The following is a 23,815-nucleotide window of genomic DNA, read 5'->3' as shown; positions in this document are numbered from 1 at the left end:
CCTCCTTGCATTTCCGTGTGTGAGCGAGTGCTCGGGTGTTGCCTGCGGTATCGACCGCGTTACTGCCGGGTGAGTGCTCCTTCGCCATCGGCGTCGACCGGGACCGAGAGGGGGAGGTCCCGGCTCGAACGACCGATGTGGAGGGTGTAGCGTCCGCGCGGCAGGCGCCACGCGGAACGTTCGGTGTCCCACACCTCGAACGCGCGGCGCGCGATCTCGATGCGGACGTCGGCGGTGTCGCCTGCGGCGACGTCGGCGACGGTGAAGCCCGCGAGCCAGCGGACCGGGCGGTCGCCGGCGGCTTCGCCGTCGGCCTCGCCGTCGTACGAGAGGTAGGCCTGCACGACTTCGCGGGCGTCGCGGGTCGCGAGGTTGGCGATCGTCGCGGTGACGGCGACGAAGGAGGCTTCGGATGTCTCGGATGCTTCGACCGGCTCTGGGAACTCCACGGATGCCTCGCGGTACTCCCATGCGCCGTACCCGAGGCCGAAGCCGAACTCGCGGGCGGGCGTGAGGCCGAGGCGGTCCCAGCCGCGGTGGCCGACGTGCACGCCTTCGGTGTAGTCGATGTACCCGTTCTCGGGGATGCCGTCGGGCACCGGGACATCCGCGTAGTCCGCCGGAAGCGTCCAGGGAAGGCGGCCGCTCGGCTCGATCTCGCCCGTGATCGCGGCGGCGAGCGCGCCGCCGGCCTCCTGGCCGGGAAGCCACCACCAGAGGACGGCGGGCACTTCGTCGAGCCAGGGGAGGATGACGGGCGCGCCGGCGTTGACGACGACGACCGTGCGGGGGTTGGCGGCGGCGACGCCGCGGACGAGTTCGTTCTGACGGCCGGGAAGGTCGAGGTCGGGGCGATCCCAGCCTTCGGACTCGGTCTCTGGGTTGGTGCCGACGACGACGATCGCGAGGTCTGCGGCGGCGGCGGCTTCGATCGCCTGGTCGAGCTCTTCCTCGACCGTGAGGCCGGGGGCGCGGTAGCGGAAGTGGAGGCGCACGAATCGACCGTACGATTCGCCGTCGATGACCTGGAGGTCGGCGACGACGCGCGCGAGCCGGGGCTCGGCGACGTCGATCGCGGTCTCGACGTTGGCGGGATTCGCATAGCTCGAGTCGAGGATGACCTCGGCGCCGACCTCGCGGTCGGACTCGCTCTGCACGACGCCGTCGATCTCGATGCGATGGGCGCCGACAGGTCCGAGGTCGATGACGTGACGGCCGGATGCCTCGAGCGCGACGTCTGCCGTCAGCCGCACCTTTGCGACCCGATCGTCGGGGATCGCGAACCAGAGGGCTTCGGCGTCGGGCAGGAGCACCGAGTCGATCACGGCGCCGTCGGCGTCGAGGTGGTCGATGCGGAAGCCCGGCTCGCCGTCGGGGGTCGTGACGAGCTCGGTCGGCACGAGCGGCGCCTTGAGCGTCGTCGCGCCGCCGCGGTACAGGTCGACCCGAGCGTCGGGGAAGGCGGCGCGGAGCGCCTCGAGGGGGTGGGAGACGTGCGGCGGGGTGACGAACGCGCTGCCGCCGCCCTGGGTGAAGGGGTCGGCCGCGTTGTGGCCGATGAGGACGATGCGGCGGATGTCCGAGGCATCCGTCACCGGGAGGAGGCCGCCCTCGTTCCGCAGGACGACGGTCGACCGCGCCGCCGCCTCGCGCAGGAGCGCGACGGTCTCGTCGCCCGCGGGGTCTTCGGTCGCGCCGCTCGCGTCGTAGGGGAGCACCTCGCCGGCGACGCCGGTGAGGGCGCCGACCCGCTCGGCGAGGCGCAGGATGCGCACGACCTTCTCGTCGATGACCGATTCGGGCACCTCGCCGTTCTCGACCGCGGCGACGAGGGCTGCGCCCCACGGTCCGCCGGGGCCGGGCATCACGAGGTCGAGGCCCCCGAGCGCCGATTCGGCCGTGTGCTTGGTCGCGAGCCAGTCGCTCACGACGACGCCGTCGAAGCCCCACTCGCCCTTGAGGATGCCGTTGAGCAGCGGGCCGTGGGCGGTCGCGGTGGCCTCGACGCCGTCGCGGGCGAGGCCGTTGTAGGCGGCCATGACGGTCCAGACGCCCGCTTCGACGACGGCTTCGAACGGGGCGAGGTAGACCTCGCGGAGGGTGCGCTCGTCGATGCGGGAGAGGTATTCGGTGCGTGCGGTCTCGGTCTCGTTGCCGATGAAGTGCTTGACCGACGTGCCGATGCCGCCGGCCTGGATGGCGGAGACGAATGCGACTGCGAGGCGGGCGGTGAGGAGCGGGTCTTCGGAGAAGCACTCGAAGTGGCGGCCGCCGACGGGGCTGCGCTGGAGGTTGACGACGGGGGCGAGGACGACGTCGATGCCCTTGCGGCGGGCCTCTGCGGCCATGAGGGCGCCGAGCTCGGCCTGGAGGCGTTCGTCCCACGTCGCGGCGGTCGCGCTCGGCGACGGGAGCTGGGCCGACGGGAGGCCGTCTTCGCCCGTGCCGCGCACGCCGATGGGGCCGTCGGAGACCGTCATCGTGCGGAGGCCGAGTTGCGGGAGTTCGGTGATCGTCCAGGTCGCGGCGCCGGTGAGCAGGCGGACCTTGTCCTCGAGCGAGAGGACCGCTGCGAGCGCGTCGAGGTCTATGGACCGGACGTGTGCGATCCTCTCGGGGGATGCGGTCGTCGTTGCACTCACGCCGTGGCACTCCTGTTCCGGTCTCTTCGTCGAGGTGTCATTGAGGTGACGGCAGTCATCGTGACACACTTACTGACTTGTAAGTAAGTGTGATCGGTAACGGTTCGGTAACGTAGCCTCATGGCGTCGGCACCGTCCGACGTGGAATGCTGCACTCATCCGCAGCGAAGAAGGGAACACCGTGGTGGAGTCAGCGGCGAGCGCACCGAGCGCACCGAGCGAGGCACGCGCCAAGCCCGCCGCCGAACGCGCCCAGCGCCCGCAGGCACGAACGCTCGAACGACGCGAAGCCGTGCTCAAGGCCGCCATGAAGGTGTTCGGCGCGCACGGTTACCACAAGGGCGCCCTCGTCGAAGTGGCCGAAGAGGCCGGCATGACCCACGCGGGCGTCCTGCACCACTTCGGCTCGAAAGAGGGCCTGCTCGTCGCGATGCTCAAGTACCGAGACGGCGAAGAGGCCGCGGGCGTGCCGGCACGGGCGCAGACCGAAGGCCCGGCGTTCCTCAAGCACCTCGTCGACACCGTCGAGGAGAACACGGGCCGCCGCGGCGTCGTCCAGGCGTACACCGTGCTCTCGGGCGAGTCGGTCGCCGACGGGCACCCCGCGCACGACTACTTCCTCGGCCGCACCGAAGGGCTCCGCGCCAAGATCGCGGGCGTCTTCGGCGAGGTCACGGGCTCGACCGACGAACAGGCGCTCCTCGACGCGGCATCCACCCTCATCGCCGTCATGGACGGCCTGCAGTTCCAGTGGCTCCTCGACCCCGACACCGTCGAGATGCCGCGCCTCGTCTCGACCGTCATCGACGAGCTCGTCGCGCGGCTCACTCCCGAGGGCTGAGCGCCGACGGCTTCGCGCTGCCCAGCCGCTCGTCGTGCGCGATGCTCGCCGTCAGCGGCGCGGCCAGGCCTCCACGAAGCGTGCGAGCAAGCGCGCGAATTCGGCGCGCTCGGCTTCGGTGAAGCCTTCGAGCGCGGTCTCGACGGCGGCGCGCCGGCGACCGAGGGTCGCCTTCAGGGCCTCGCGGCCCGCCTCGGTGATGACGAGGATGCTTCTGCGCGCGTCCGTCGGGTCGACCTCTCGCCGCACGTGGCCGACGTCGATCGCCGCTTTCGCGAGGCGGCTCGTGCGGGGCTGATCGACGCCGATGCGGGGCGCGAGGTCGCTGATCGACGACGGTCCGGATGCCTCGAGCGCGGCGAGCAGGCGCAGTGCCGCGTGTCCGCCGCGGGCTCCGGGGCCGTGCGGTGCGCCGAATCCGCCCGGCACGCGTCGGCCGTGGTGCGGACCGCCATGTCGGGTGCCGTCGGGGTCGCGCTCGTCGAAGGCGCCTTCGCGACCCTCGCCGCGGCCCGGCCCGAATGCCCACGGCCCGCGCCCGTCGGTCGACCAGGGTCCGAAAGGTCCGGGGCCACCGCCAGGACCGCCGAACCCGCCGGGCCCGAACCCCACTCGCCCTCCCCTGAGCGCCGCGAGCGCGGTCTCGATCGCGGCGATCGGGTCGGAGCCCGTACCTGTGGGTTCGCCGTGAGGGGCTTGACTCGATCCAGACATACATGTCATCCTACATATACATGTCACATGACATGCAAGAGCCGGAGGCTGCGAGAAGGCCGCGGCTCGAGACATCCGAAAGACCGCGCACCGCGCGCCGGGCGCTCGAAGGCCGAGCGCACCGAGGAAAGGAACCACCCCATGACCACCGAGAACACGAACGAGAACGTCCAGTTCCCCACCGACCGCCGCCCCTTCGGCTTCTGGCTGAAGGCCGTCGACCGCCGGCTCTCCGCCGAGATGGAGGCCCTCTTCGCCTCCGACGGCATCACCCGCCGCGACTGGCGCCTGCTCAACCTGCTCGGCGGCGATGCCGTCGACGAGCGCCTCGCCGAGCGGCTCGCCCGCAAGCCCCGCATCCTCGAGCGCCTCGCCGAGCGCGGCTGGATCGATGCCGAGGCGCCCACGCCGACGCTCACCGACGAGGGCCGCACGGCCCGCGAACGGTTGCTCGACCAGGTGCAGGCGCTCCGCGCCCGCGTCGCCGGCGCCGTGAGCCCCGAGGACTTCCAGACCACCGTCGCCACGCTCGAGAAGATCGCGCGCGAGCTCGGCTGGGACGAGAACGCCAAGCTCCCCCGCGGTCGCCGCGGCGGACGCCGCTTCGGGTACGGCCATCCGCACCGCGGGCACGACCACGACGGCTTCGGCCCGGCGCGCTTCGACCGAGCGGGCTTCGGCCCCCGGCGCGACGAGCGCTGCGCCGACGGCGAGCGCCGACGCGGCGAGCGTCCGGCACGCCCGGGCCGCGAGTTCCGCAAGGGATTCGGCCCCGGCTTCGCCCCTGGCTTCCGCCCCGGCTTCGGCCCGGCCGCCGGCCCCGAGGTGCACGTCCACGTGCACGTCCACGAGGGGCGTCGCCACGGGCGCGGCCACGGCCGCCCGGGTCGCCCCGAGCCGCGCGTCTGACGCGAACACGGCTCAGCACGAGGCATCCGTCTCAGGATCTCGCGCGCTGTTCAGGACGATTCTCCGATTCTCTCCTGAACAGCGTTCGATCTCCTGAATTCCAGACGGGCCGACGGCGATGATCGAACACCGCGACAGGGCGGTCGGCGCAGCCAGCGTCGGCCGCCCTTTCGCGTGCCCGTCGAGCAAACGCGCGGCACCCTCACGACACCTGGTGGATCGCGATCTCCTCGAGGTAGCCCATGATGCCGCCCGTGAGCGAGAACGAGAAGTGCAGCGTCGAACCGAGCGATCCGGTCCAGACCGCGGTCACGGTGGGGTGGTCGCTCGTCGTCGCCGACGACGTCGACGCGAGCCCCCACGGGCCGGTCAGCCGCATGCTCGTCTGGTGTCCGCTGAAGCGCAGGGCGACGAGGTAGACGCCGTCGGCGGGCGCGACGAAGTCGACGTAGCCGATCGAGCGGCTGTTCTCGGCGTAGTCCGAGGCGAGGAAGACGAGGTCGTAGGTCGTGTCCCAACGGCCCGGCTGGAACACGTCGAGGCGCGCGGCCGGGTCCCACGGGCGGCGGGCGCTGAGCGCGACGATCGGGGCGTCCAGCAGGTCGAACGGTCGGCTTTCGCGTTCGCGCAGGAGGTCGCGCCACTGGCTGGGCGAGAGGCGGCCGCCTCTCGTGGGCACGGCGATCTTCGCGTCGCGCAGTTCGGCGAGGGCGGTCGCGGCGAACGCTTCGGATGCGACGGATGCCTCGAGTGCGACGGCATGGTCGAGGGCGGCGGATGTCTCGGGGCCGGCGCCCGCCTCACGCACTGGGTCTTCGTGGATGGTCATGTAGGGTCTCCCTCCAGGCTGCGGCGATGCAGCAGAGATCGCGGCATCGTGTTCGTCTTCCGCTGAGGCCACGGTAGGCAGACCGCTCGCCCCGAGACACCAGGGCCAGCCCTGATGCCAGACCCCCCATCCGGGTCTAGCGTCCGCGGCTAGCCCGCCAGCGCCGCGCCCGGCGTGTGCACGAGGTCGGCGAGCGCGGGCTCGGCGCCGGCCGCGACGAGGCGGTCGCGGAACGCCTGTCGCGCTCGCTCGTAGGGTTCGTCGGAGTCGCGGAGGAGGGCGAGCTGGTTCGTCCACTCGAAGAGTCCCTGCACTTCGAAGGCGAACTGCGCCGGGTCGTCGAGGAACGGGAGTTCGCCCGCTGCGACCCCGAATCGTGCCGAAGCCGCGATGTACCCGTGCCATTCGTCGAGTGCGAGCACGATCGCGTCGCGCACCTCGCCGGGCTTCGCGTGGAAGTCGGCGGCCGCGACCGAGAAGAAGCAGCCGCCGGGGAAGACGCGGTCCTGCGAGTAGGCGACCATGCGGTCGAGGAGGGCGAGCACACGGCGGATGCCTCGGGGCTGCGCGCGTGCGGGTTCGATGACGGTCGCGAGGAACCGCTCGCGGGCGGCCTCGACGGCGGCGAGCTGGAGGCGCTCCTTGCTGCCGAACAGCGTCGCGACGTTCGACTTTCCGACCCCTGCGGCGAGCGCGATGCGCCCGATCGAGAGCTGGTCGAGGCCTTCGAGCGAGGCGAGGTCGACGGCGTGCGCGAGCACGGCTCTGCGGGCGGCATCCCCGCGTGCGCGTCGCCCGTCGGTCCCGTTGTCGATCATGCCCTCGATTTTACGCACGATCGTACGTATAGTGACTGTACGAACGTTCGTATGTATTCTTCGGATGCCTCGGCACGGCGTCCTTCGCACCCTCGATCGGAGCCCCGATGCATCCCGTCGCTTTCGCCGCTCGCACCGCCGCGGCATCCGTCGTCGCCGCAGCCCGCGCCGCCGACCGCGTCTCACCCGCGCTCGCCGCACGCCTCGCGCTCCCGCTCTTCCGGGCGACGGGCCCGCGCTTGCCGGTACGGCCGAGCGAACGCGCCGTCCACGAAGGCGCCCGCCGCTCGACCGTCCGCGTCCGCGGCCTCGACCTCGCCGTCTTCGAGTGGGGCACGGGCGCCGACGTCGTGCTCCTCGTCCACGGCTGGCGCGGCCGCGCCGCTCAATTCGCCCCGATCGTGCGCGAGCTCCGCGCCGAGGGGTTCCGGGTCGTCGCGTTCGACGCGCCCGCCAACGGCGACTCCCCCGGGCGCCGCACCGACCTCCGCGACTGGCTCGCCGCGATCGACGCCCTGCAACTGCGGTACGGACGATTCCATGCGATCGTCGGGCACTCGTTCGGTGCCCTCGCCGCGCTGACCGCCGTACGTGAAGGCATCACCGCGGGCGGCGTCGTCGCGATCGCAGGCGTGTCTCGCGCACGTATGCTCGTCGACGCCTTCGGCGGAGCGTTGCGGCTCTCACCGGCCGCGACCTCGTCGCTCGCGTCGCGGTTCGCGGGGCGCGTGTTCGGCGCCCGCGACGAGGCATCCTTCTGGATGCGATTCGACGCTGCCGCGCACCCATTGCCCGACGACATGCCGCTCCTCCTCGTCCACGACGCTTCCGACCGGGAAATACCCCTCGCCGAGGCCGAGCGGCTGCTCGCGGCGCACGGCGACGCCGCTCGCCTCCTCGTCGTCGAAGGCTCCGGCCACTCGCGCGTGCTCGCCAACGACGCGACGCTCGACGCCGTCACCGCGTTCACGACCGGCGGGCTCGCCGCCCTCGATGCGTCGCGCGGCCGAAGCGACCGTGGGACAGTTGACTCATGGCATCGGGGGGCGCCGGTCTGACCTGGTCGTGGCGGAACTTCGCGGTCGGGATCGTCTTCGGCGCGCCCGCCGCGATCGCCACGGCGATCGACCCGAGCGTCGGGCTGCCCCTCGCGGTCGGCGTGCTCCCCGCGGCGATCCTCGGCATGCGCGGGCCGAGAGCCGAACGCGTGCGGATCATCCTCATCGGGTTCGTGGCGGGCGCCTCCATGTTCGTCGGCTCGCTGCTCGCACCCCTGCCGATCGTCGCGGTTCCGGTCATCTTCGCGCTCTGCGTGCTCGTCGCGGGCGCCTCCGCCGACGCACACCGCCGCCTCGCACCGCTGAACCTCGCACTCGGCTTGCCGCTCGTCGGGGCGGGCCTCTCCGTCTCGAGCCCCGCCTCCGGCGCGTTGACGGGGCTGCTCCTGCTCACCGGTTCGGTCTATGCGTGGCTCGTCTCACTGTTGTGGCCCTCGATCCACGACGACGCGCCCCGACCGCCGCGGCGCCTCGCGCAGCGCGCCGCGATGGTCCGCTACGGCGTCCAGATCGGCCTCGCCGCGGCGGTCGCCGCAGCACTCGGATTCGCGCTCGGCGCCGACCACCCGGGGTGGGGCGTCACGGCGGCGCTCCTCGTGAGCCGACCCGACGAAGCGCTCCTTCACTCACGCGGGCTCGCCCGCTCCATCGCCGTGGTCGCGGGAGCAATCGTCGCGTGCGCCGTCGCCGCGTTCGAGCCGTCGGGGCCGGTGCTCGCGCTCCTCGCCGTCGCGGCCCTCGCAGGTGCGGCCGCGACATCCGGAAGCCGCTGGTACGTGACCGCCTTCTTCTCGACGATCATCGTGCTCTCGCTCCTCGAACTGTCGGGCGAGCACACGTCGTCGTACTGGTTCGCCGAACGCGTCGGGCTCACCCTCGCGGGCGTCGCCCTCGCGTTCGCGGCGGCGTGGATCGCTCCCCGGGTCGGACACGCGCTCCGCGCGCGTCACCGCTCGATCGCGCAGTGACCCCGGGGCATCCGGTCGCCCGGTCGCAGCCGGCGCCGAGGCTCAGTTGCCGGCCGCGCCCGCGTCGGTGACGCCGACGTCGGTGCGGTGGAAGTTCTGGAACGAACGCGACGCCGTCGGCCCGCGCTGCCCCTGATAGCGGTTCGAGTAGCCCGCCGACCCATAGGGCTTCTCCGCCGGCGACGAGAGCCGGAAGAAGCACATCTGGCCGATCTTCATGCCCGGCCACAGTTTGATCGGCAGCGTCGCGACGTTCGACAGCTCGAGGGTCACATGCCCCGTGAAGCCCGGGTCGATGAAGCCCGCCGTCGAGTGCGTGAGGAGGCCGAGCCGACCGAGCGAGCTCTTGCCCTCGAGACGCGCCGCAACGTCGTCTGGGAGGGTGACCGCCTCGAACGTCGACGCGAGCACGAACTCGCCCGGGTGCAGCACGAACGCCTCGTCGGGCGCCACCTCGATGAGGTGCGTCAACTCGGGCTGATCTTCGGCCGGGTCGATGAACGGGTACTTGTGGTTGTCGAACAGCCGGAAGTACCGGTCGAGGCGCACGTCGACGCTCGACGGCTGGAGCATCGACGGATCGGACGGTTCGAGGGCGATGCGCCCCAGCTCGAGCTCGGCACGGATGTCGCGGTCGGAGAGCAGCACGGCAGCCAGCCTAGCGAGCGGGCCGGTGGTCGAGTAGCGAAGCCCCGGTGGCCGAGTAGCGAAGCGTATCGAGACCACCGGCGCCGACAGGGGACGGACCGAGCGGCGGTCCTTCCCCTGCGAGCCGGATGCGCCTCAGCCCAGGTGGTGCTCGAGCTCCGCGGCGACCTGTCGGAACGACGCCTCGACACCCGGCACCCCTTGGATCGGGTTCAGGAGCATCCAGTCGTGGATGAGGCCGATGTACTCGACCGTCGTCGCCGCGACCCCGGCTTCTCGGAGTCTGCGGCCGTAGGCGATGCCCTCGTCGCGCAACGGGTCGTTCTCGTCGACGAGGATGAGTGCGGGAGGGAGCCCCTTGAGCTGTTCGAGGCTCGCCTTGAGCGGCGCCGCGTAGATGTCGTTGCGGGTCGCGTCGGTGGGCGTGTAGGTGTCCCAGCCGAACTTCATGAAGTCCTTGGCGAGGAATCTGCCTTCGGCGAAGTCCTCGTACGACTGGGTGTCGACGTTCGAGTCGAGCGCCGGGAAGAGCAGCACCTGTGTCTTGATGTCCGGCGCGTGCTCGTCGGGGTGATCCTTGACGTAGAGGGACAGTGCGGCGGTGAGGTCGCCGCCGACGCTGTTGCCGACGACCGCCACGCGAGTGGCGTCGAGACCGTTGTCCGTCCCCTCGCGACCGATCCACTTGAGCGCCGCGAGGCACTGGTGCAGCTGAGTGGGGTAGATGGCGTCGGGGATCGGCGTGTACTCCACGAACACCGCCGCGTAGCCGGTGGAGACGACCAGGTCGCGGCTGAGGCCTTGGTGGTTGTTGAAGTCCCCGGCGATCCACACGCCGCCGTGAAGGAACAGGATGACGGGCAGGGCGGCGCTCGCCCCTTCCGGGCGTTGAATGTAGATCATCACGTCGACGCCGTCGACCTCGATGTTCTTCTCCTCGACCGTGATCCCGGAGAGATCGCGGGGCGCGGTGGCCTGCAACCCGGCGAGGGTCGCGCGCACCTGGTCGCCGGGAAGCAGCCAGAACGGCGAGGGATCCTTGTTGAGCTCGGCGAGCATGGGGCGGATGCCCGGGTCGATGCGGGGATCCGTCGCGGCGTCGGGGATCGGTGTTCCAGTGCTCATGAGAGTGGCTCCGTTTCTGCTGAATGACATGCCACCGACCGTAGGCTCGGCCTGCAGGGCCGGGCATCGGTCACCTGACCATCCATTGACCTGGACGGTCGCACTACGAACGGTGCGGCGCGTTGGGTCGACGGATAGCCTGCGCCTGTGGAACTGGTGGGTCGGAGCCAGGAGATCGACATGCTCGAGGGGATGCTCGGCAACGTCGGCACCCGCGGCGCGGCCCTCGTCCTGGTCGGGGAGCCCGGTGTCGGAAAGACAGCGCTCCTCGACCACATCGGCGAACTCGGCCGAAGTTCCGGGCTGACGGTGCTCAGCGCCGCGGGGGTCGAGGCGGAACGACGTCTCCCCTACGCAGGGCTGCAGAGACTCCTGCGGCCGATGCGGAATCGGCTCGACGGCCTGCCGTCGCCGCAGAGGCGCGCGCTTGCCGCGGCGATCAGCGCAGAGGAGCCGGACGCACCGAGGAGTTACATCGTCGCCCTCGCGCTGCTCAACGTTCTCGCCGAGGCGGCTCAGGATGCACCTGTCGTGCTGATCGCCGATGACGCTCACTGGCTCGACTCGGAGACGAACGAGGTGCTGGCCTTCCTCGCGAGGCGGATCGGGGCCGAACCGATCGTTCTGCTCGCGGCCGCGCGAGCGGGAGCTCGCTGCAGCCTCGTGGAAGGGCAGTTGCCGACCCAGACGTTGAACCCGCTGGAAGCCGAGTTCGCGGAGTCGCTGATCGATCAGCTTCCCAACCCCCCTCCTGCGTGGGTGCGCCGCCGCGTCCTTGCTGAAGCGGCGGGGAATCCGCTGGCACTGATCGAGCTCCCATCGGCTGCGACCTCGGGCGGCGTGCTCCCTCTGGGCAGTCCGTGGCTCCCGTTGACCGGACGGCTGGAGGACGCGTACGCCGCCCGGGTCGCGGCCTTGCCCGCCCGCACCCGGACGGTGCTGGAGGTCGCGGCGATCGACGACGCCACGGAGCTCGCCGAGATCCTTCGCGTCGCGAGCAACGTCCACGGAACCGAGATCGGGTCCGCCGATCTCCTTCAGGCGGAGACGGCCCACCTGGTGGTGTCGGCCCCGTCGTCGGTGGAGTTCCGTCACCCGCTCGTGCGCTCCGCCATCTATCAAGGTTTGAGCGACGAACGGCGCCGCGAGCTGCACCGCGAGCTTGCATCCGTTCTGAGCGCCGATTCGGATCGGCGTACCTGGCACCTGGCGGCCGCGGTGAGCGGACTCGACGAGGACGTTGCGCTGGCGCTCGATCGAACAGCGATGCGTGCGCGCCGGCTGGGCCACGTCGAAACGGCGGTCGGCGCGCTCGAACGTGCCGCCGAACTGAGCCCCGCCCTCGACCGGCGTGCCGACCGGCTCCTCGGCGCAGCCGATGCCGCGGTGGAGCTGGGCCGCCCTGAGCTCGTCACGAGACTGACCGAGGCCGCCACCCGCATCGACCTGGACGGCCAGCAGCGTGCACGGCTCGCGTGGATCAGGGCCGCCTTCGACGACGGACTGGGCGATCCGGTCTTCGACGCCGCAGGACTCGCGAACCTCGCAGAGTCGGTCGGTCAGCAAGGACATCCCGACATCGCGATCCGGATCTTGTGGAGTGCGGCTCTGCGGTGTTTCTGGACCGAGCCGGGGGCTGCCGCCCGTGCCCGCATCGTGGAGGTCGCCGAACGCCTGCCGGTGGACCCATTGGACGCCCGGCTGGTCGCCATCCTCGGCTATGCAGCCCCTGTCCTGCGGTCGGCAACGGTCGTCGAGCGCATCGAGCGTCTGCTGGATGGACGACCACTCGATCCGGAGTCGGTCCGCCTCATCGGCAGTGTCGCGGCGCTCGTCGGTCGATTGGACATCGCCGTGACCCAGTCATCGGCGGCGATCTCGGGACTCCGGGAGCACGGGCGCCTGCAACTCCTGGCGCGGGCGCTCGCGGCCCAGGCGTGGGCGGCAGCCCAGACGGCTCAGATCGAAGTGGCGGTGCCGGTGGCGGAGGAATCCAGCAGACTCGCCGAGGAGACCGGTCAGCCCTACCTGCACGCGCTCATGCTCGCGACACAGGCCAAAGTCGCCGCCCTGCAGGGAAACCTCTCCCAGGTGGAGTCGTTCGCCGCCGAAGCGGAACGAATCGCGCTCCCCGTCGGCGCTCGCAACGTGCTCGCGTCGGCGCAGCACGCCAGAGCGATCGCGGCCCTCGGCGAAGGCGACTACGAACAGGCGCTCTCGCGGCTTCTGCGCATCCATCAGCCGACCTCGGAGTCGCACCAGCTCGCGCTCAAGTATCAGACCCTCACCGACATCGCCGATGCCGCCTACCACAGCGGTCGACCCGATTCCGCCCTGCCGGTGCTCGCCGAGATGAAGCGAGTCGCAAGGCTGGCGCCCTCCGACGAGCTTCTCGACTCGATCCGGCTTGCGGCGGCGTTGCTCTCTTCGGACGGCGACACTGACGGACGGTTCTCCGCGGCATTGGCGAACGACTTCTCCCACCGGCCGTTCACCCGGGCTCGCATCGAGCTCGCGTACGGCGAGTGGCTTCGCCGTCAGCGAAGGATCGCCGACTCACGTGAGTACCTTCGGTCCGCACGCGAGACGTTCGACGCTCTCGGCACGAGACCGTTCGGCGAGCGCGCCCGTCGAGAACTCCGAGCCGCCGGCGAGCGGAGCCCCGAGCGGCAACCGTTCGTCGCCGAGATCCTGACGCCGCAGGAGTTGCAAGTCTCCCAGATGGCCGCCGAGGGCCTGACCAACAAGGAGATCGGTGCGCGCCTGTATCTGTCCCACCGGACCGTCGGCGCCCACCTCGCCAGGGTCTACGCGAAGCTCGGGATCGCTTCGCGGGGCCAGTTGCACTCGATGGTCCGCTGAGCCGCGAACCGATCGGCGCCGGTGGTCGAGTAGCGAAGCGTATCGAGACCCCCGCCGCCGAAAGCGGCATCCGGCGGTCGTCTTGTTAGGATGGTCACCGCTGCATCCCTCGGATGTCGCATGCCGACGTAGTTCAATGGCAGAACTTCTGCTTCCCAAGCAGATAGCGCGGGTTCGATTCCCGTCGTCGGCTCCATCTGAATCATCGCCGCTCGCTCGGTCTTCACGCCGTCCCGGTACCCTGACCCTCGTGGACGAACAGGTGCGCAACGATGCGCTCATCGCCGAGGAGTTCGCGCGGTACGACCGCGAGCTGCCCCGGTACGAGGCGCTGCGGGCCGAGGTGCAGGCGGACTTCGAGCGTCGGCTCGAAGAGGCCGGGTTCAAGTACTTCGAGGTGACCACGCGCGTGAAGTCGCGGCACTCGTTCGAGCGGAAGGTGCGACGGGCACCCGACGGTGTGGTGAGGGACCTGCTCGGCGCGCGCGTGATCGCGAACTTCCAGGGCGACCTGCCCGGCATGGAGCGCGTCGTGCGCGAGGCGCTCGTCGTCGACGACGACTCGTGGATCGACAAGGGCGAGCTGCTCGCGCCCGATGCCTTCGGCTACCGTTCGGTGCAGTTCGTGGGGAGCATTCCAGACGATGCGGGCGCGCCGACTCGCTTCGAGGTCGAGGTGCAGTTGCGCACGGCGCTCTCCGATACCTGGTCGGAGCTCGAGCACGACTTCCGCTACAAGTCGCCCCGGCAGTTGCCACGCGACGTCGACCGGCTCTTCGCGCTGTCGGCGGCGCTTCTCGAGCAGGCGGACACCAACCTCGACCAGATCCGTGGCCGCGTCGAGGGTCCGGCTCCTGCCGGTGCGCCGGGCGACGGCGCCGGGGAGAAGGGCTACATCGTCCGATTCATCCAGTACGACGGCGACTCCCGCAGCCTCGACCAATCGCTGACGGCGGCGCTCGACGTGCCGTTCGGGCCCGTCACGGGGGCCGGGCGAGAGCTCCGCAGCGTCGTGCGGGCTGCCGGATGGCGGCAGTACGACGAGCTCGCGGCGGGCTTCGCCGAGTACTCCGAGCTGGGGCGGCGCCTTGCGATCGCGTGTGCGAGCACCGAGCGCGGCATCCTGTTGACCGACGCCGAACCGAACCGTCGGGCGCAGTCGTTCCGGGGCATCGGCACGTACTGGACGGCCCTCGCCGCTGCCCTCCTCGCCGACGCTTCCCTGTTCGAGAGTCGCGTGCCTCCCGGCCGGTTGGGCGAGTACCGGACCGTCGCCGCGTACCTGTTCGAGCATCCGGACGAATCGGCCCTCGAGGTGCGCGCGCGCTACCAACGTCTGGCCGCGCCGGCGGGTTCGCTCGAGGATGCCGCGTTCGGCCCGATCCGGCTCGACTGATCCCCACCTCCGGGCGGCGCGACGGCCGAGAGGCGGCCGCGAGACAGGCGCGAGACAGGCGCGCGACGGCTGGAATACGAAGCGGATGCCCCGGTTTCATCGCCGAGACATCCGCTTGCCGCTCGCGCCTAACCCTGCCGCGTCTTGAACCGGGGGTTGAGGCGGTTGATGACGAAGACCCGGCCGCGGCGGCGCACGACCTGCGATCCGGGTTGGTTCTTCATGGACTTGATCGAGTTGCGGACCTGCATGATGACTCCAATTGTCGAGAACTATTCTCATCAACACCGGGTGGGCCCGCACTATGCCCGGCTGACTACGCTGGCCGGATGGCGGACGATCTCCCGCTCCTCGATCTCGCCGGATTCGAAGAGTCGACCGAGCGTGCCTACGTGCACGTGCTCATGCACGGACGAGCGACCGCGCACGAGGTCGCCGAGCAGTTGCAGGCCGACGACGAGACGGCGTTCCGCAGGCTCGAAGACCTCCGCGGGCTCGGGCTCGTCTCACGTCTCGAAGGCGAGTCCCCGACGTATGCCGCCGTCGACCCGCGCTACGCGCTCCGGACCGTCGTCGACCGACTGAGCGACCAGGCACTCCGCATCCGAGAGGCGATCCCGTCGCTCGGCGAGTACTTCGACGCGGGCACGCCCGAGGATCCGGCCTCGCAGCAGACCGTCGTCCTGAGCGACCCCGACACGGTCGCCGCCTGGTATGCGCGACTCGAGCACCAGGCGACGAAGGAGTTCCTCGCGTTCGACCGCCCGCCGTACGTGTCAGCCTCGTTCGACCCGTTCCAGGCGGCCGTGCTCGCACGCGGTGTGGACTGGCGCTCGATCTACACGATCGAGAGCTTCGACGAGGGCTCGACGTGGGAGGAGGTCGAGCTCCTGGCCGAGCAGGGCGAGCAGTCGCGCATCACCGACGAGCTGCCCCTCAAACTCGTGATCGTCGACGGGTCGACCGCGCTCGTGTCGCTGAGCCTCGACCCCGGTCGCATCGAGGCGCTCATCACGCACGCGCCGCCGCTCGTCGCCGCCCTGCACGAGTTGTTCGAATTCCACTGGGCGCGCGCGGTGCCACTGCCCGGTGCCCGCGAGCAGGTCGCGGGCACGACATCCGCCGCGCCGTTGGCGACTGCGGCCGGGCGGCCGCCGACGCCCGAGGAACGCGCCATCCTGACCCTTATGGCGGTGGGCATGAAGGACGACGCGATCGCCCGTCGACTCGGCGTCTCGGCGCGCACGCTCCGCCGGCGGAGCCAGGAGCTCCTCGCCGAGCTCGGCGCCGGCAATCGGTTCCAAGCGGGCGTCGAAGCCGCGCGGCGCGGCTGGCTGTAGCCTCCGACGCGGCGGAGCGCTCTGCTCAGGGGCGGAATGCGACGGTCGGATGTCGCGGCGTAACAGTCTCGTTTCGCGCCGTGGCCGACTCCGGCCGTTGGCCGATTCCGGCCACCACATGCGGGAATCACTCGCTCACACTGGGACGACCGCCGACCCGTCACGGGCTCGGCGGGCCGGCATCCGCATCGAAGCCAAGGACCCATGTGACCACTCCAACCCCCCTCTTCCGCGCCGTCCGAGCGCGGCGCTCCGGCGTCGCGCTCGGCGCAGCGCTTCTCGTGCTCGCGGCAGGCACGGCCGTCTCGCCGCTCACGGCGATCGCGGCCGCAGCCGACGACCTCCCCGCGACGAGTCCGACTGAACCCGCCGGCCCCGACGCATCCGGGCTCGCGCGCGACGCCTCGGCCTTCGAAGCCGGACGCTACATCGTGACCCTCCGCGACGAGGCCGTCGCCACGTACGCGGGCGGCACGGGATCGTTCGCCGCCACGCGAGCGCGCGACGGCGGCGACCTCGACGCCCGCTCGAAGCGGGCCGTCGCCTACGCCGACCACCTCGCCGACGAGCAGACCGCGGTCGCGGACTCGGTCGGCGCCGAGATCATCAGCTCGTACACGCTCGCGACGAACGGCTTCTCGAGTACGCTCACCGCCGAGCAGGCGGCCGCGCTCGACGCCGACCCGCGCGTCGTCGAGGTCGTGAAGGACGAGCTCCTCCACGTGCAGGAGGCCGTGCCGTCGACCGAGTTCCTCGGACTCTCGGGCGACGGCGGAGTCTGGGACGCCACGGGCGGGTTCGCCTCGGCCGGTGAGGGCGTCGTCGTCGGCGTCATCGATACCGGCATCGCGCCCGAGAACCCCTCGTTCGCCGGCGAGCCGCTCGGCGACACGGCGGGCGCCGACCCCTACCGAGACGGCGACGAGATCGTCTTCGACAAGTCCGACGGCGGCACCTTCCGCGGGGTCTGCGAGACGGGCGAGCAGTTCGCGGCCGACGACTGCTCGACGAAGCTCATCGGCGCGCGCTACTTCCTCGACAACTTCGGCGAAGGCCAGATCGGCCCCGACCGTGCCGAGTACGTCTCGCCGCGCGACGGCAACAGCCACGGCTCGCACACCGCGAGCACGGCCGCGGGCAACCACGGCGTGCACGCGAGCGTCGCAGGCCGAGACCTCGGCGAGATCTCGGGCGTCGCGCCCGCCGCGAAGATCGCGGCCTACAAGGTCTGCTGGTCGGGTCTCACCCACCTCGAAGACGGATGCGCCATGGGCGACCTGCTCGCGGCGATCGACGCCGCGGTGGCCGACGGCGTCGACGTCATCAACTTCTCGATCGGCGGCGGCTCGGCGTACTCGACCGTCTCACTGACCGACCAGGCCTTCCTCCGCGCGGCGGCCGCGGGCATCTTCGTCGCCGCGGCCGCGGGCAACGCCGGCCCCGAGGCATCCACCGCCGACAACGCGGCGCCCTGGATCACGACCGTCGCGGCGTCGACCATCCCGAGCTACGACGCGACCGTGCGACTCGGCGACGGGCGTGCGCTCCTCGGCGGATCGATCACCCTGCCCGCGGCCGGAACGCTCGCCGGACCCCTTGTCGCGGCGTCGGCGATCGCCGTCGGCGGCGCCGAGAGCCCGACCCTGTGCGGACCCGACACGCTCGACCCTGCGGGTGCCGCGGGCAAGATCGTGCTGTGCGAGCGCGGTGTGTTCGACCGCGTCGCGAAGTCGGCCGAAGTGGCCCGGGCGGGCGGCATCGCCATGGTGCTCGTGAACCCCTCGCCGAACTCGATCGACCTCGACACCCACTCGGTGCCGACCGTCCACCTCGACGCCGACTCGTTCGAGGCCGTGACCGCGTACGCCGCGACCGACGGCGCGACGGTCACCCTCGAAGACGGCAACACGACGGGCGGTCCGACGTTCCCGACCCCGCAGGTCGCGGGCTTCTCGTCGCGCGGGCCGATCCTCGCCGACGGCGGAGACATCCTGAAGCCCGACGTCGCCGCGCCCGGCGTCGCGATCCTCGCCGACGGCGCGAACGCCGAGGGCGAAGACCCGACCTTCATGCTCATGTCGGGCACGTCGATGGCCTCCCCGCACATCGCGGGCCTCGCGGCCCTCTACCTCGGCGAGCGCCCGAACGCGTCGCCGGCCGCGATCAAGTCGGCCCTCATGACGACGGCGTACGACACGGTGGATGCCTCGGGGTCGCCCGTCTCGGACCCGTTCGCCCAGGGCGCCGGCCACACCGACCCGCGCCGTTACCTCGAGCCGGGTCTGCTCTTCCTGAACGACCTCGACGACTGGCTGGGGTACGTGCAGGGCCTCGGCGCCGCCGACTTCGGCGTCGCCCCGATCGACCCGTCGAGTCTCAACCTCGCATCGATCTCGATCGGCGCCCTCGCCGGCGTCGAGTCGGTCGAGCGCACGGTGACCTCGACGGCCGCGGGCCGCTTCGAGGCGCAAGCGGTCGACATGCCCGGCGTCGACGTGACCGTCGAGCCGAGCGTGCTCGAATTCGGCGGTGCGGGCGAAGAGGCGACGTACACGGTCACCTTCCGTCGCACGGATGCCGCTCTCGAGGAGTTCACGACGGGTGCGCTGCGCTGGGTCGGCGGCGGCTCGGGTGGCGGCGCCGGCGGCACCGTCACGACGCCGCTCGCGGTGCGCCCCGTGCTGCTCAGCGTCCCGTCACGTGCGACGGGCGAAGGCGTCGACGGTTCGGTCGACATCCCCGTCTCGGCGGGCGCGACGACCGACGTGCCGATCGCGATCGACGGTCTCGTCGAAGGTCGCGTCATGCACGGCGTCGGCACCGCGGGCGGCACGCGCGACCGGCACCTCATCGAGGTCCCGGAGGGCACGACGTACGCCCGCTTCGAGCTCGATGCGGCGGACGATTCGGCCGACCTCGACCTTCGCCTGTACTCGTCCGACGGCGCGGGCGGCGGCTGGCTCATGCGCGAGGCGACCACCCCGAGCGCCGACGAGACGCTCATCGTGCCCGAGATGGGCTCCTCGCGATACGTGCTCGAGGTCGACTTCTTCTCGGGCGAGGGCGACCTCGCCTACGACCTCACGGCGTATCTCGTCGGGGGCGACCCGTCGGTCGGCGGCTTCACCGCCGACCCGAGCGTGCTCTCGATGCGGCTCGGCGAGCCCGCCTCGGTCACGGCCTCGTGGTCGGGTCTGGAGCCCGGATCGCGGTACTTCGGTCGCGTGCACGTCGGCACAGGCTTCGACACGACGAACGTCTTCGTGACGACGCCGGGCGAGCCGACGCCGCCCGATGACGAGGAGTTCACGCTCTCGGTCGCGCCTGAGCGGGTGCGCCCCGGCAAGGGCTTCGTCGTCGAGGCGGCCGGCCTCGATCCCGCCGAGCCCTTCACCGTCACGCTCGACGGCGAGCCGTTCGCGCGCGGCATCGCCGGCGACGACGGCCGGGCGGGGCAGAACCCGATCATGCCTGCCGACACGGCCGCGGGCGTTCACGTCGTCGGGATCGACGCGGAGTCGGGCCATGCCGAGGCATCCATCGAGGTCGCCGACTTCCTCGTCGTCGACACCTACGAATACGTCGAGTACCTCGCCGACGGCACCGCGTCGGCAGCCGCCGAGGTGCAGTTCAGCGGCAACGGCACGGCACGTGTCGTGATCGAGAGCGCAGGCGGCTCGATCGCCCTCGACGAGCGGCTCGAGCTCTCGCACGATCCGATGTTCGACTTCGATGTGCGCCGGAGCTCGGCGGCACGGGTGACGGCGGGCGACTACACGATCCACGTGTGGGCGGTCGCGGTCGACGGCTCGCTGTCGCAGCAGATCGACCACCCGTTCACGGTCGAGGAGACGAAGCCGAGCACGGTCACCATGACCGCGAACGCGGCCGACCCGAACCTCGTCGACATCGTCTACGACAACCAGGTCGGGGCGATCACCCAGGCGACCGTCCGCTACAAGATGTGCTCAGGCCCGGTCGTGTTCGCGACGATCTGGATCGACAAGCCCGTCATCTCGGGCACGTACGACATGACCGCCATGACGGGCGTCGACTTCCTGATCGACGGCGAGGTGCTCGCGTCGTACGCGAACACGGGCTCCGCGCGATGCGCGGACGCCCCGAAGATCACGAACGACTTCTGGGCGATCCTCTCCGACGGAACGCTGAGCCCCGAGATCGTCGGCGACGCGCAGCTTCCGGATGCCTCGAGGTCTCCGAGCATCGCCGGACTGGCCCCGACCGCGGGACTTCTGGACTTCACGTCCGGAGAACCCGCGTCGGACGCGATGCTCGCGGCCGAGCCCGACCCCGAGCACCCCGTGACGCTCACCCACTTCAACCGCTACCCGGCCTACAGCAGCGGGTACGACTTCTCGGTGGGCTACGGGTCGAGCATCTACTCCGGCCAGTTCTACTGGGAGGGCGTGCCGCACGACCGGGTCCTCGAACCCGGGCCTGTGATGGCTCGCACGATCCAGGTCGAGGAGGGCGAGCCGTTCTGGGTGCGCGCGAAGTACGAGGTGATCACTCCCGACAAGCAGATCTCCGCCCACCGGCTCATCCTGACGACTGCGGTGACGCTCGCCGAGCTCGCACCGGTCACCGACCCGGTCGATCCCGGTACGCCCGGCGGTCCCGGCGGTCCCGGCGGTCCCGGACAAGGCGGACCGGTCGGGGGCGGCTCGAACTCGCCCGCTGCGGGCGGTGGCCCGCTCGCGTTCACGGGCGTCGAAGCGGGCGGTCTCATCGCGATCGCCGCGCTCATCCTGGCGTTGGGAGGCGTGGCCGTGACCGCGGGCATGCGCCGCAGGCGCCGAGACGGGCGGAGCTGAGTCCCGGGCGATCCCCGCGACGGCTTCTCTCGCAGGCGACGGCGTCCGACATCCCTGGGGTGGTGTCGGACGCCGTTCCGTCGCGCTTCGACGTCAGCCTTCTGCTGGGGCCTCCGCAGGCGGCGCCTCGGCGGGCGGCGCCGTCGCACACCTCGCGAGGCTCGCCAGATTGGCGTTTGCCTGATCGATCGACCACGGCAGTTCGACGAGCGGCGCCTCCGCGCCGTCTGCGCCCGGGGCCTTCGACGCGATCGAGGCGAGCGCGAACGCCGCCTCGCGCGCGAAGTCGGGACCGGCGGTGGAGCTGTTGAGCGTGAGGACGACGGTGAGTCCGCTGCCGGGGTCGGTGAAGGCCGCCGTCACGGCACCCGCGGTCTCTGTGGAGATGCCTCGAAGCGGGCCGTATTCGAGCCCGCCGACGCCTTCGGAGACCCAGGAGGGCTGGTCGGGGATGTGCTCGGTCGCCCACTGCTCGCGCGCGGTCTTCTCGCCGAGGAGCGACCCGGTGGCGAACGCCTGGCTGATCGTGACCGTATCGTCGAGCGTCGAGATCGCCCCGCCCGCGGCGCCCACGCTTGAACTCGAGAGTCGCGACACGTCGTAGCGGACATCGCACACGGGGTTCCCGTCGGCTCCGGGCGGCTGCAGGTATCCGTCGAGCGACGACGCGTCGGCGACGTCGGTCGGCGAGGGGAGTTCGGTTCCGTCGAGCCCGAGAGGCTCGAACACGTACTGCTCGGCGAGGTCGTTCCAGCTGCGGTTCGTCGCGCGTTCGAGCGCGACGCCGAGGAGCAGCAGCCCGGTGCGCGAATAGGAGTACTTCTCGCCCGGCGTCCCGACGCGGTCGAGGGCCATCCCGTTGGAGATGAGCTCGATCTGCGACCAGACCCGCTCGGGGTTGTGCGCGAAGTGCGTCCGAAGCGACGGGTAGTAGTCGGCGAGCCCCGACGTGTGGCGGCAGAGCTGCTCGAGGGTGATGCCGTCGAGGCCGGGGATACCGTCGACATGCTCTGAGACGGGGTCGGCGAGGCCGACGACCTCTGCGTCGGCGAGACGAAGCAGGATGAGGCACGTCACCTCGCCGGTCACCCCCGCGAGCCGGAAGCTGTCGTCGGGCGCGACCGCGGACGCGTGCTCGTCGAAGCTCTCGGTGCCGGCGACACCGCGCCACTCCCCCGCCCAGGGCGCGTCGATCGCGGCGAGGCCCCCGCTCGCGCCGCTCAGCGCGACGGCGTTCGCGAGCGCCGCGTCGAGCGCATCGGAGACCTCGACCGGGATCGCGGCGTCGGTCCCGCCGAACTGCGCCTCCGGGTCGACGGTGCCGCCGATGCATCCGGTCATCGCGAGCGCTACGGCGACCGCTCCGCTCAGCGCCCCAAGCGCTGCGCTTCGCCTTCGAAGTCGACGACCGTTCCCCCGTCGTTCCACGTGCCCCCCTACGTGTGTGACGCTGTGATCATAACCCGGGGGTTCGGGCGCGCGCATCAGCCTCACGGATGACTCGGGGTCACGTTCCGGTACCGATCTCCCGCTCGGCGCCCGACATGAACCGCTCGACGTTGCGGTCGACGATGATGTCGCTCGGCCGCAGCGGGCGTTCGAGGTACAGGCCCTCGAGGCTCGTGAGCCGGCTGAGCGCGACGTACGTCTGCCCGGGGCTGAACACGCGCTGGCCGAGGTCGACGATCGCGGTGTCGTAGCTCGCGCCCTGCGCCTTGTGGATGGTGACCGCCCACGCGAGCCGCAGCGGGAACTGCGTGAACTCGGCCACCACGTCCTTCTCGAGCCGCTTCTGCACGGGATCCCACGAGTACTTGTACTTCTCCCACGTCGCGGGCTCGACCTCGTGCTCGACCCCGTCGACCTCGACGCGCACCTCGCGTTTGAGCGACGTGACGGTGCCGATCGTGCCATTGACCCAGCGGGGCCCATCGCCGCGCACGGCGGAGTCGTTCCTGAGGAACATCACCTGTGCGCCGATCTTCAGCTCGAGCCGTTCGTCGGCCGGGAACGCCCGCCCGCCGAACTCGCCGTTGACCTCGGCGGGGTTCGCGATCGATTGCCCCGGAAGCCGGTGGAGGTGGGTGCGGTTGATGCGCGTGACGGTGTCGTTTCGCGTCGCGAGGGTGATCGCGCCGTGCTCGGGAAGCGGGCGGCGGGCGCCCGTCGCGTTGAGGGCCCCCGCGATCTCGGCGGTCACCTGGCCGTGCCGGACGGCGTTCAGCATGTGCTTGAACGTGTCGTCGTGCTGACGGTGGACCTCGCCGAGTTCGAAGATGCGAAGGGATGCCTCCTGCCAGACCTTCGCGTCGAAGAACCACATCGACTCGTACGTGTCGGAGAAGTACCGGCGCTCGTCGAGGTCGCCCGGCACGGGCGCCAGTTGATACGGGTCGCCGAAGAGCACGACCTGCACGCCGCCGAACGGCTCGGCCCGGCGCTGCCGCGCCTGGCGGAGCGAGCGATCCATGGCGTCCATGAGGTCGGCGTTCACCATCGACACCTCGTCGATGACGAGGGTGTCCATGGCGTTGAGGAGCTTCTTCACGGCGTCGCTCTGCTCGAGCGCGTGGTCTGCGATCACCCCGATCGGGAGCCGGAAGAGCGAGTGAATGGTCTGGCCGCCCACGTTGAGCGCGGCGACACCCGTCGGCGCGCAGATGACGATCTGTTTCTCGGTATGGAAGTTGAGATGCGTCAGGAGCGTCGACTTGCCGGTGCCCGCGCGCCCCGTGACGAAGACGTGCTCGCGCGTGTGCTCGATCGCGTCGAACACCGCCGCCTGTTCTGCGGTGAGGGTGACGTCCGGCACCGGAACACTGTACCTCGC

17 protein-coding genes and 1 tRNA gene are annotated in these 23,815 nt (G+C 71.0%); 9 read left to right on the top strand and 9 right to left on the bottom strand.

The window, feature by feature from the left end; all coding sequences use genetic code 11:
* Positions 1-59: 59 nt before the first annotated feature.
* Positions 60-2,642, bottom strand: coding sequence for a beta-glucosidase family protein (locus ET445_RS04470; protein ID WP_243695320.1), 2,583 nt, complete (start codon positions 2,640-2,642; stop codon positions 60-62).
* A 181-nt stretch (positions 2,643-2,823) separates the two neighbouring features.
* Here ET445_RS04470 and ET445_RS04465 point away from each other — a divergent pair, with 181 nt between their 5' ends.
* On the top strand, positions 2,824-3,483 hold the full coding sequence (locus ET445_RS04465; RefSeq protein WP_129189212.1) for a TetR/AcrR family transcriptional regulator: 660 nt from the start codon (positions 2,824-2,826) through the stop codon (positions 3,481-3,483).
* A gap of 51 nt (positions 3,484-3,534) precedes the next feature.
* On the opposite strand, the gene ET445_RS17820 is transcribed toward ET445_RS04465, so the two are convergent.
* A complete protein-coding gene (locus ET445_RS17820) occupies positions 3,535-4,197 on the bottom strand; it encodes a MarR family winged helix-turn-helix transcriptional regulator (protein ID WP_243695319.1) in 663 nt (220 codons plus the stop codon).
* Between the two features lie 141 nt (positions 4,198-4,338).
* Here ET445_RS17820 and ET445_RS17550 point away from each other — a divergent pair, with 141 nt between their 5' ends.
* Positions 4,339-5,106 carry a MarR family winged helix-turn-helix transcriptional regulator gene (locus ET445_RS17550; RefSeq protein ID WP_208008543.1) on the top strand — a complete coding sequence of 256 codons (768 nt, stop codon included), beginning with the start codon at positions 4,339-4,341 and terminating at the stop codon, positions 5,104-5,106.
* A gap of 202 nt (positions 5,107-5,308) precedes the next feature.
* Here the strand turns inward: ET445_RS17550 and ET445_RS04450 are convergent, their stop codons facing one another.
* Positions 5,309-5,935: a hypothetical protein gene (locus ET445_RS04450; protein WP_129189210.1), complete on the bottom strand. Its 627-nt coding sequence runs from the start codon at positions 5,933-5,935 to the stop codon at positions 5,309-5,311.
* A 149-nt stretch (positions 5,936-6,084) separates the two neighbouring features.
* Positions 6,085-6,753, bottom strand: coding sequence for a TetR/AcrR family transcriptional regulator (locus ET445_RS04445; RefSeq protein WP_129189208.1), 669 nt, complete (start codon positions 6,751-6,753; stop codon positions 6,085-6,087).
* A gap of 107 nt (positions 6,754-6,860) precedes the next feature.
* Here ET445_RS04445 and ET445_RS04440 point away from each other — a divergent pair, with 107 nt between their 5' ends.
* Entirely contained in the window at positions 6,861-7,811 is a 951-nt protein-coding gene (locus ET445_RS04440) for an alpha/beta fold hydrolase (protein WP_129189206.1), read from the top strand.
* Entirely contained in the window at positions 7,787-8,779 is a 993-nt protein-coding gene (locus tag ET445_RS04435; RefSeq protein WP_129189204.1) for an FUSC family protein, read from the top strand. Before ET445_RS04440 ends, ET445_RS04435 begins: the two co-directional genes overlap by 25 nt.
* Before the next feature lie 42 nt (positions 8,780-8,821).
* Here the strand turns inward: ET445_RS04435 and dcd are convergent, their stop codons facing one another.
* Both dcd and ET445_RS04425 read right to left on the bottom strand, forming a co-directional pair.
* Positions 8,822-9,427, bottom strand: coding sequence for a dCTP deaminase (dcd, locus tag ET445_RS04430; RefSeq protein ID WP_129189202.1), 606 nt, complete (start codon positions 9,425-9,427; stop codon positions 8,822-8,824).
* Positions 9,428-9,562: 135 nt separating this feature from the next.
* Positions 9,563-10,552 (bottom strand): alpha/beta hydrolase, encoded by a 990-nt coding sequence (locus ET445_RS04425; protein WP_129189200.1) that lies wholly within the window; start codon positions 10,550-10,552, stop codon positions 9,563-9,565.
* A gap of 147 nt (positions 10,553-10,699) precedes the next feature.
* Between ET445_RS04425 and ET445_RS04420 the strand changes: the two genes are divergently transcribed.
* The 3 genes from ET445_RS04420 (at position 10,700) to ET445_RS04410 (ending at position 14,810) form a co-directional block, all read left to right on the top strand.
* On the top strand, positions 10,700-13,414 hold the full coding sequence (locus tag ET445_RS04420; protein ID WP_129189198.1) for an ATP-binding protein: 2,715 nt from the start codon (positions 10,700-10,702) through the stop codon (positions 13,412-13,414).
* 122 nt (positions 13,415-13,536) lie between these two features.
* Positions 13,537-13,610 (top strand) — tRNA-Gly (locus tag ET445_RS04415).
* Between the two features lie 54 nt (positions 13,611-13,664).
* Positions 13,665-14,810 carry a GTP pyrophosphokinase gene (locus tag ET445_RS04410; RefSeq protein ID WP_165314291.1) on the top strand — a complete coding sequence of 382 codons (1,146 nt, stop codon included), beginning with the start codon at positions 13,665-13,667 and terminating at the stop codon, positions 14,808-14,810.
* Between the two features lie 128 nt (positions 14,811-14,938).
* Here ET445_RS04410 and ykgO read toward each other — a convergent pair whose 3' ends face one another.
* Positions 14,939-15,061, bottom strand: coding sequence for a type B 50S ribosomal protein L36 (gene ykgO, locus ET445_RS04405; protein ID WP_129189196.1), 123 nt, complete (start codon positions 15,059-15,061; stop codon positions 14,939-14,941).
* Positions 15,062-15,139: 78 nt separating this feature from the next.
* On the opposite strand from ykgO, the gene ET445_RS04400 reads away from it, so the two are divergent.
* On the top strand, positions 15,140-16,150 hold the full coding sequence (locus ET445_RS04400; protein ID WP_129189194.1) for a helix-turn-helix transcriptional regulator: 1,011 nt from the start codon (positions 15,140-15,142) through the stop codon (positions 16,148-16,150).
* A 206-nt stretch (positions 16,151-16,356) separates the two neighbouring features.
* Positions 16,357-20,985 (top strand): S8 family peptidase, encoded by a 4,629-nt coding sequence (locus tag ET445_RS17545; RefSeq protein ID WP_208008542.1) that lies wholly within the window; start codon positions 16,357-16,359, stop codon positions 20,983-20,985.
* Between the two features lie 93 nt (positions 20,986-21,078).
* Here ET445_RS17545 and ET445_RS04390 read toward each other — a convergent pair whose 3' ends face one another.
* Entirely contained in the window at positions 21,079-22,326 is a 1,248-nt protein-coding gene (locus tag ET445_RS04390) for a serine hydrolase domain-containing protein (protein ID WP_129189192.1), read from the bottom strand.
* Positions 22,327-22,492: 166 nt separating this feature from the next.
* Positions 22,493-23,797, bottom strand: a complete 1,305-nt coding sequence (locus ET445_RS04385; protein WP_129189168.1) for an ATP-dependent DNA helicase — start codon at positions 23,795-23,797, stop codon at positions 22,493-22,495.
* Positions 23,798-23,815 lie beyond the last annotated feature (18 nt).

The organism is Agromyces protaetiae, assembly GCF_004135405.1.
Classification (GTDB): domain Bacteria; phylum Actinomycetota; class Actinomycetes; order Actinomycetales; family Microbacteriaceae; genus Agromyces; species Agromyces protaetiae.
This window is presented reverse-complemented; position numbering and strand designations above follow the sequence as displayed.

Coding starts and splice junctions, on each gene's coding strand:
- ET445_RS17820 (WP_243695319.1), bottom strand. CDS start 4,197: ATGTCTGGATCGAGTCAAGCCCCTCACGGCGAACCCACAGGTACGGGC.
- ET445_RS17550 (WP_208008543.1), top strand. CDS start 4,339: ATGACCACCGAGAACACGAACGAGAACGTCCAGTTCCCCACCGACCGC.
- ET445_RS04450 (WP_129189210.1), bottom strand. CDS start 5,935: ATGACCATCCACGAAGACCCAGTGCGTGAGGCGGGCGCCGGCCCCGAG.
- ET445_RS04445 (WP_129189208.1), bottom strand. CDS start 6,753: ATGATCGACAACGGGACCGACGGGCGACGCGCACGCGGGGATGCCGCC.
- ET445_RS04440 (WP_129189206.1), top strand. CDS start 6,861: ATGCATCCCGTCGCTTTCGCCGCTCGCACCGCCGCGGCATCCGTCGTC.
- ET445_RS04435 (WP_129189204.1), top strand. CDS start 7,787: ATGGCATCGGGGGGCGCCGGTCTGACCTGGTCGTGGCGGAACTTCGCG.
- ET445_RS04425 (WP_129189200.1), bottom strand. CDS start 10,552: ATGAGCACTGGAACACCGATCCCCGACGCCGCGACGGATCCCCGCATC.
- ykgO (WP_129189196.1), bottom strand. CDS start 15,061: ATGCAGGTCCGCAACTCGATCAAGTCCATGAAGAACCAACCCGGATCG.
- ET445_RS04400 (WP_129189194.1), top strand. CDS start 15,140: ATGGCGGACGATCTCCCGCTCCTCGATCTCGCCGGATTCGAAGAGTCG.
- ET445_RS04390 (WP_129189192.1), bottom strand. CDS start 22,326: ATGACCGGATGCATCGGCGGCACCGTCGACCCGGAGGCGCAGTTCGGC.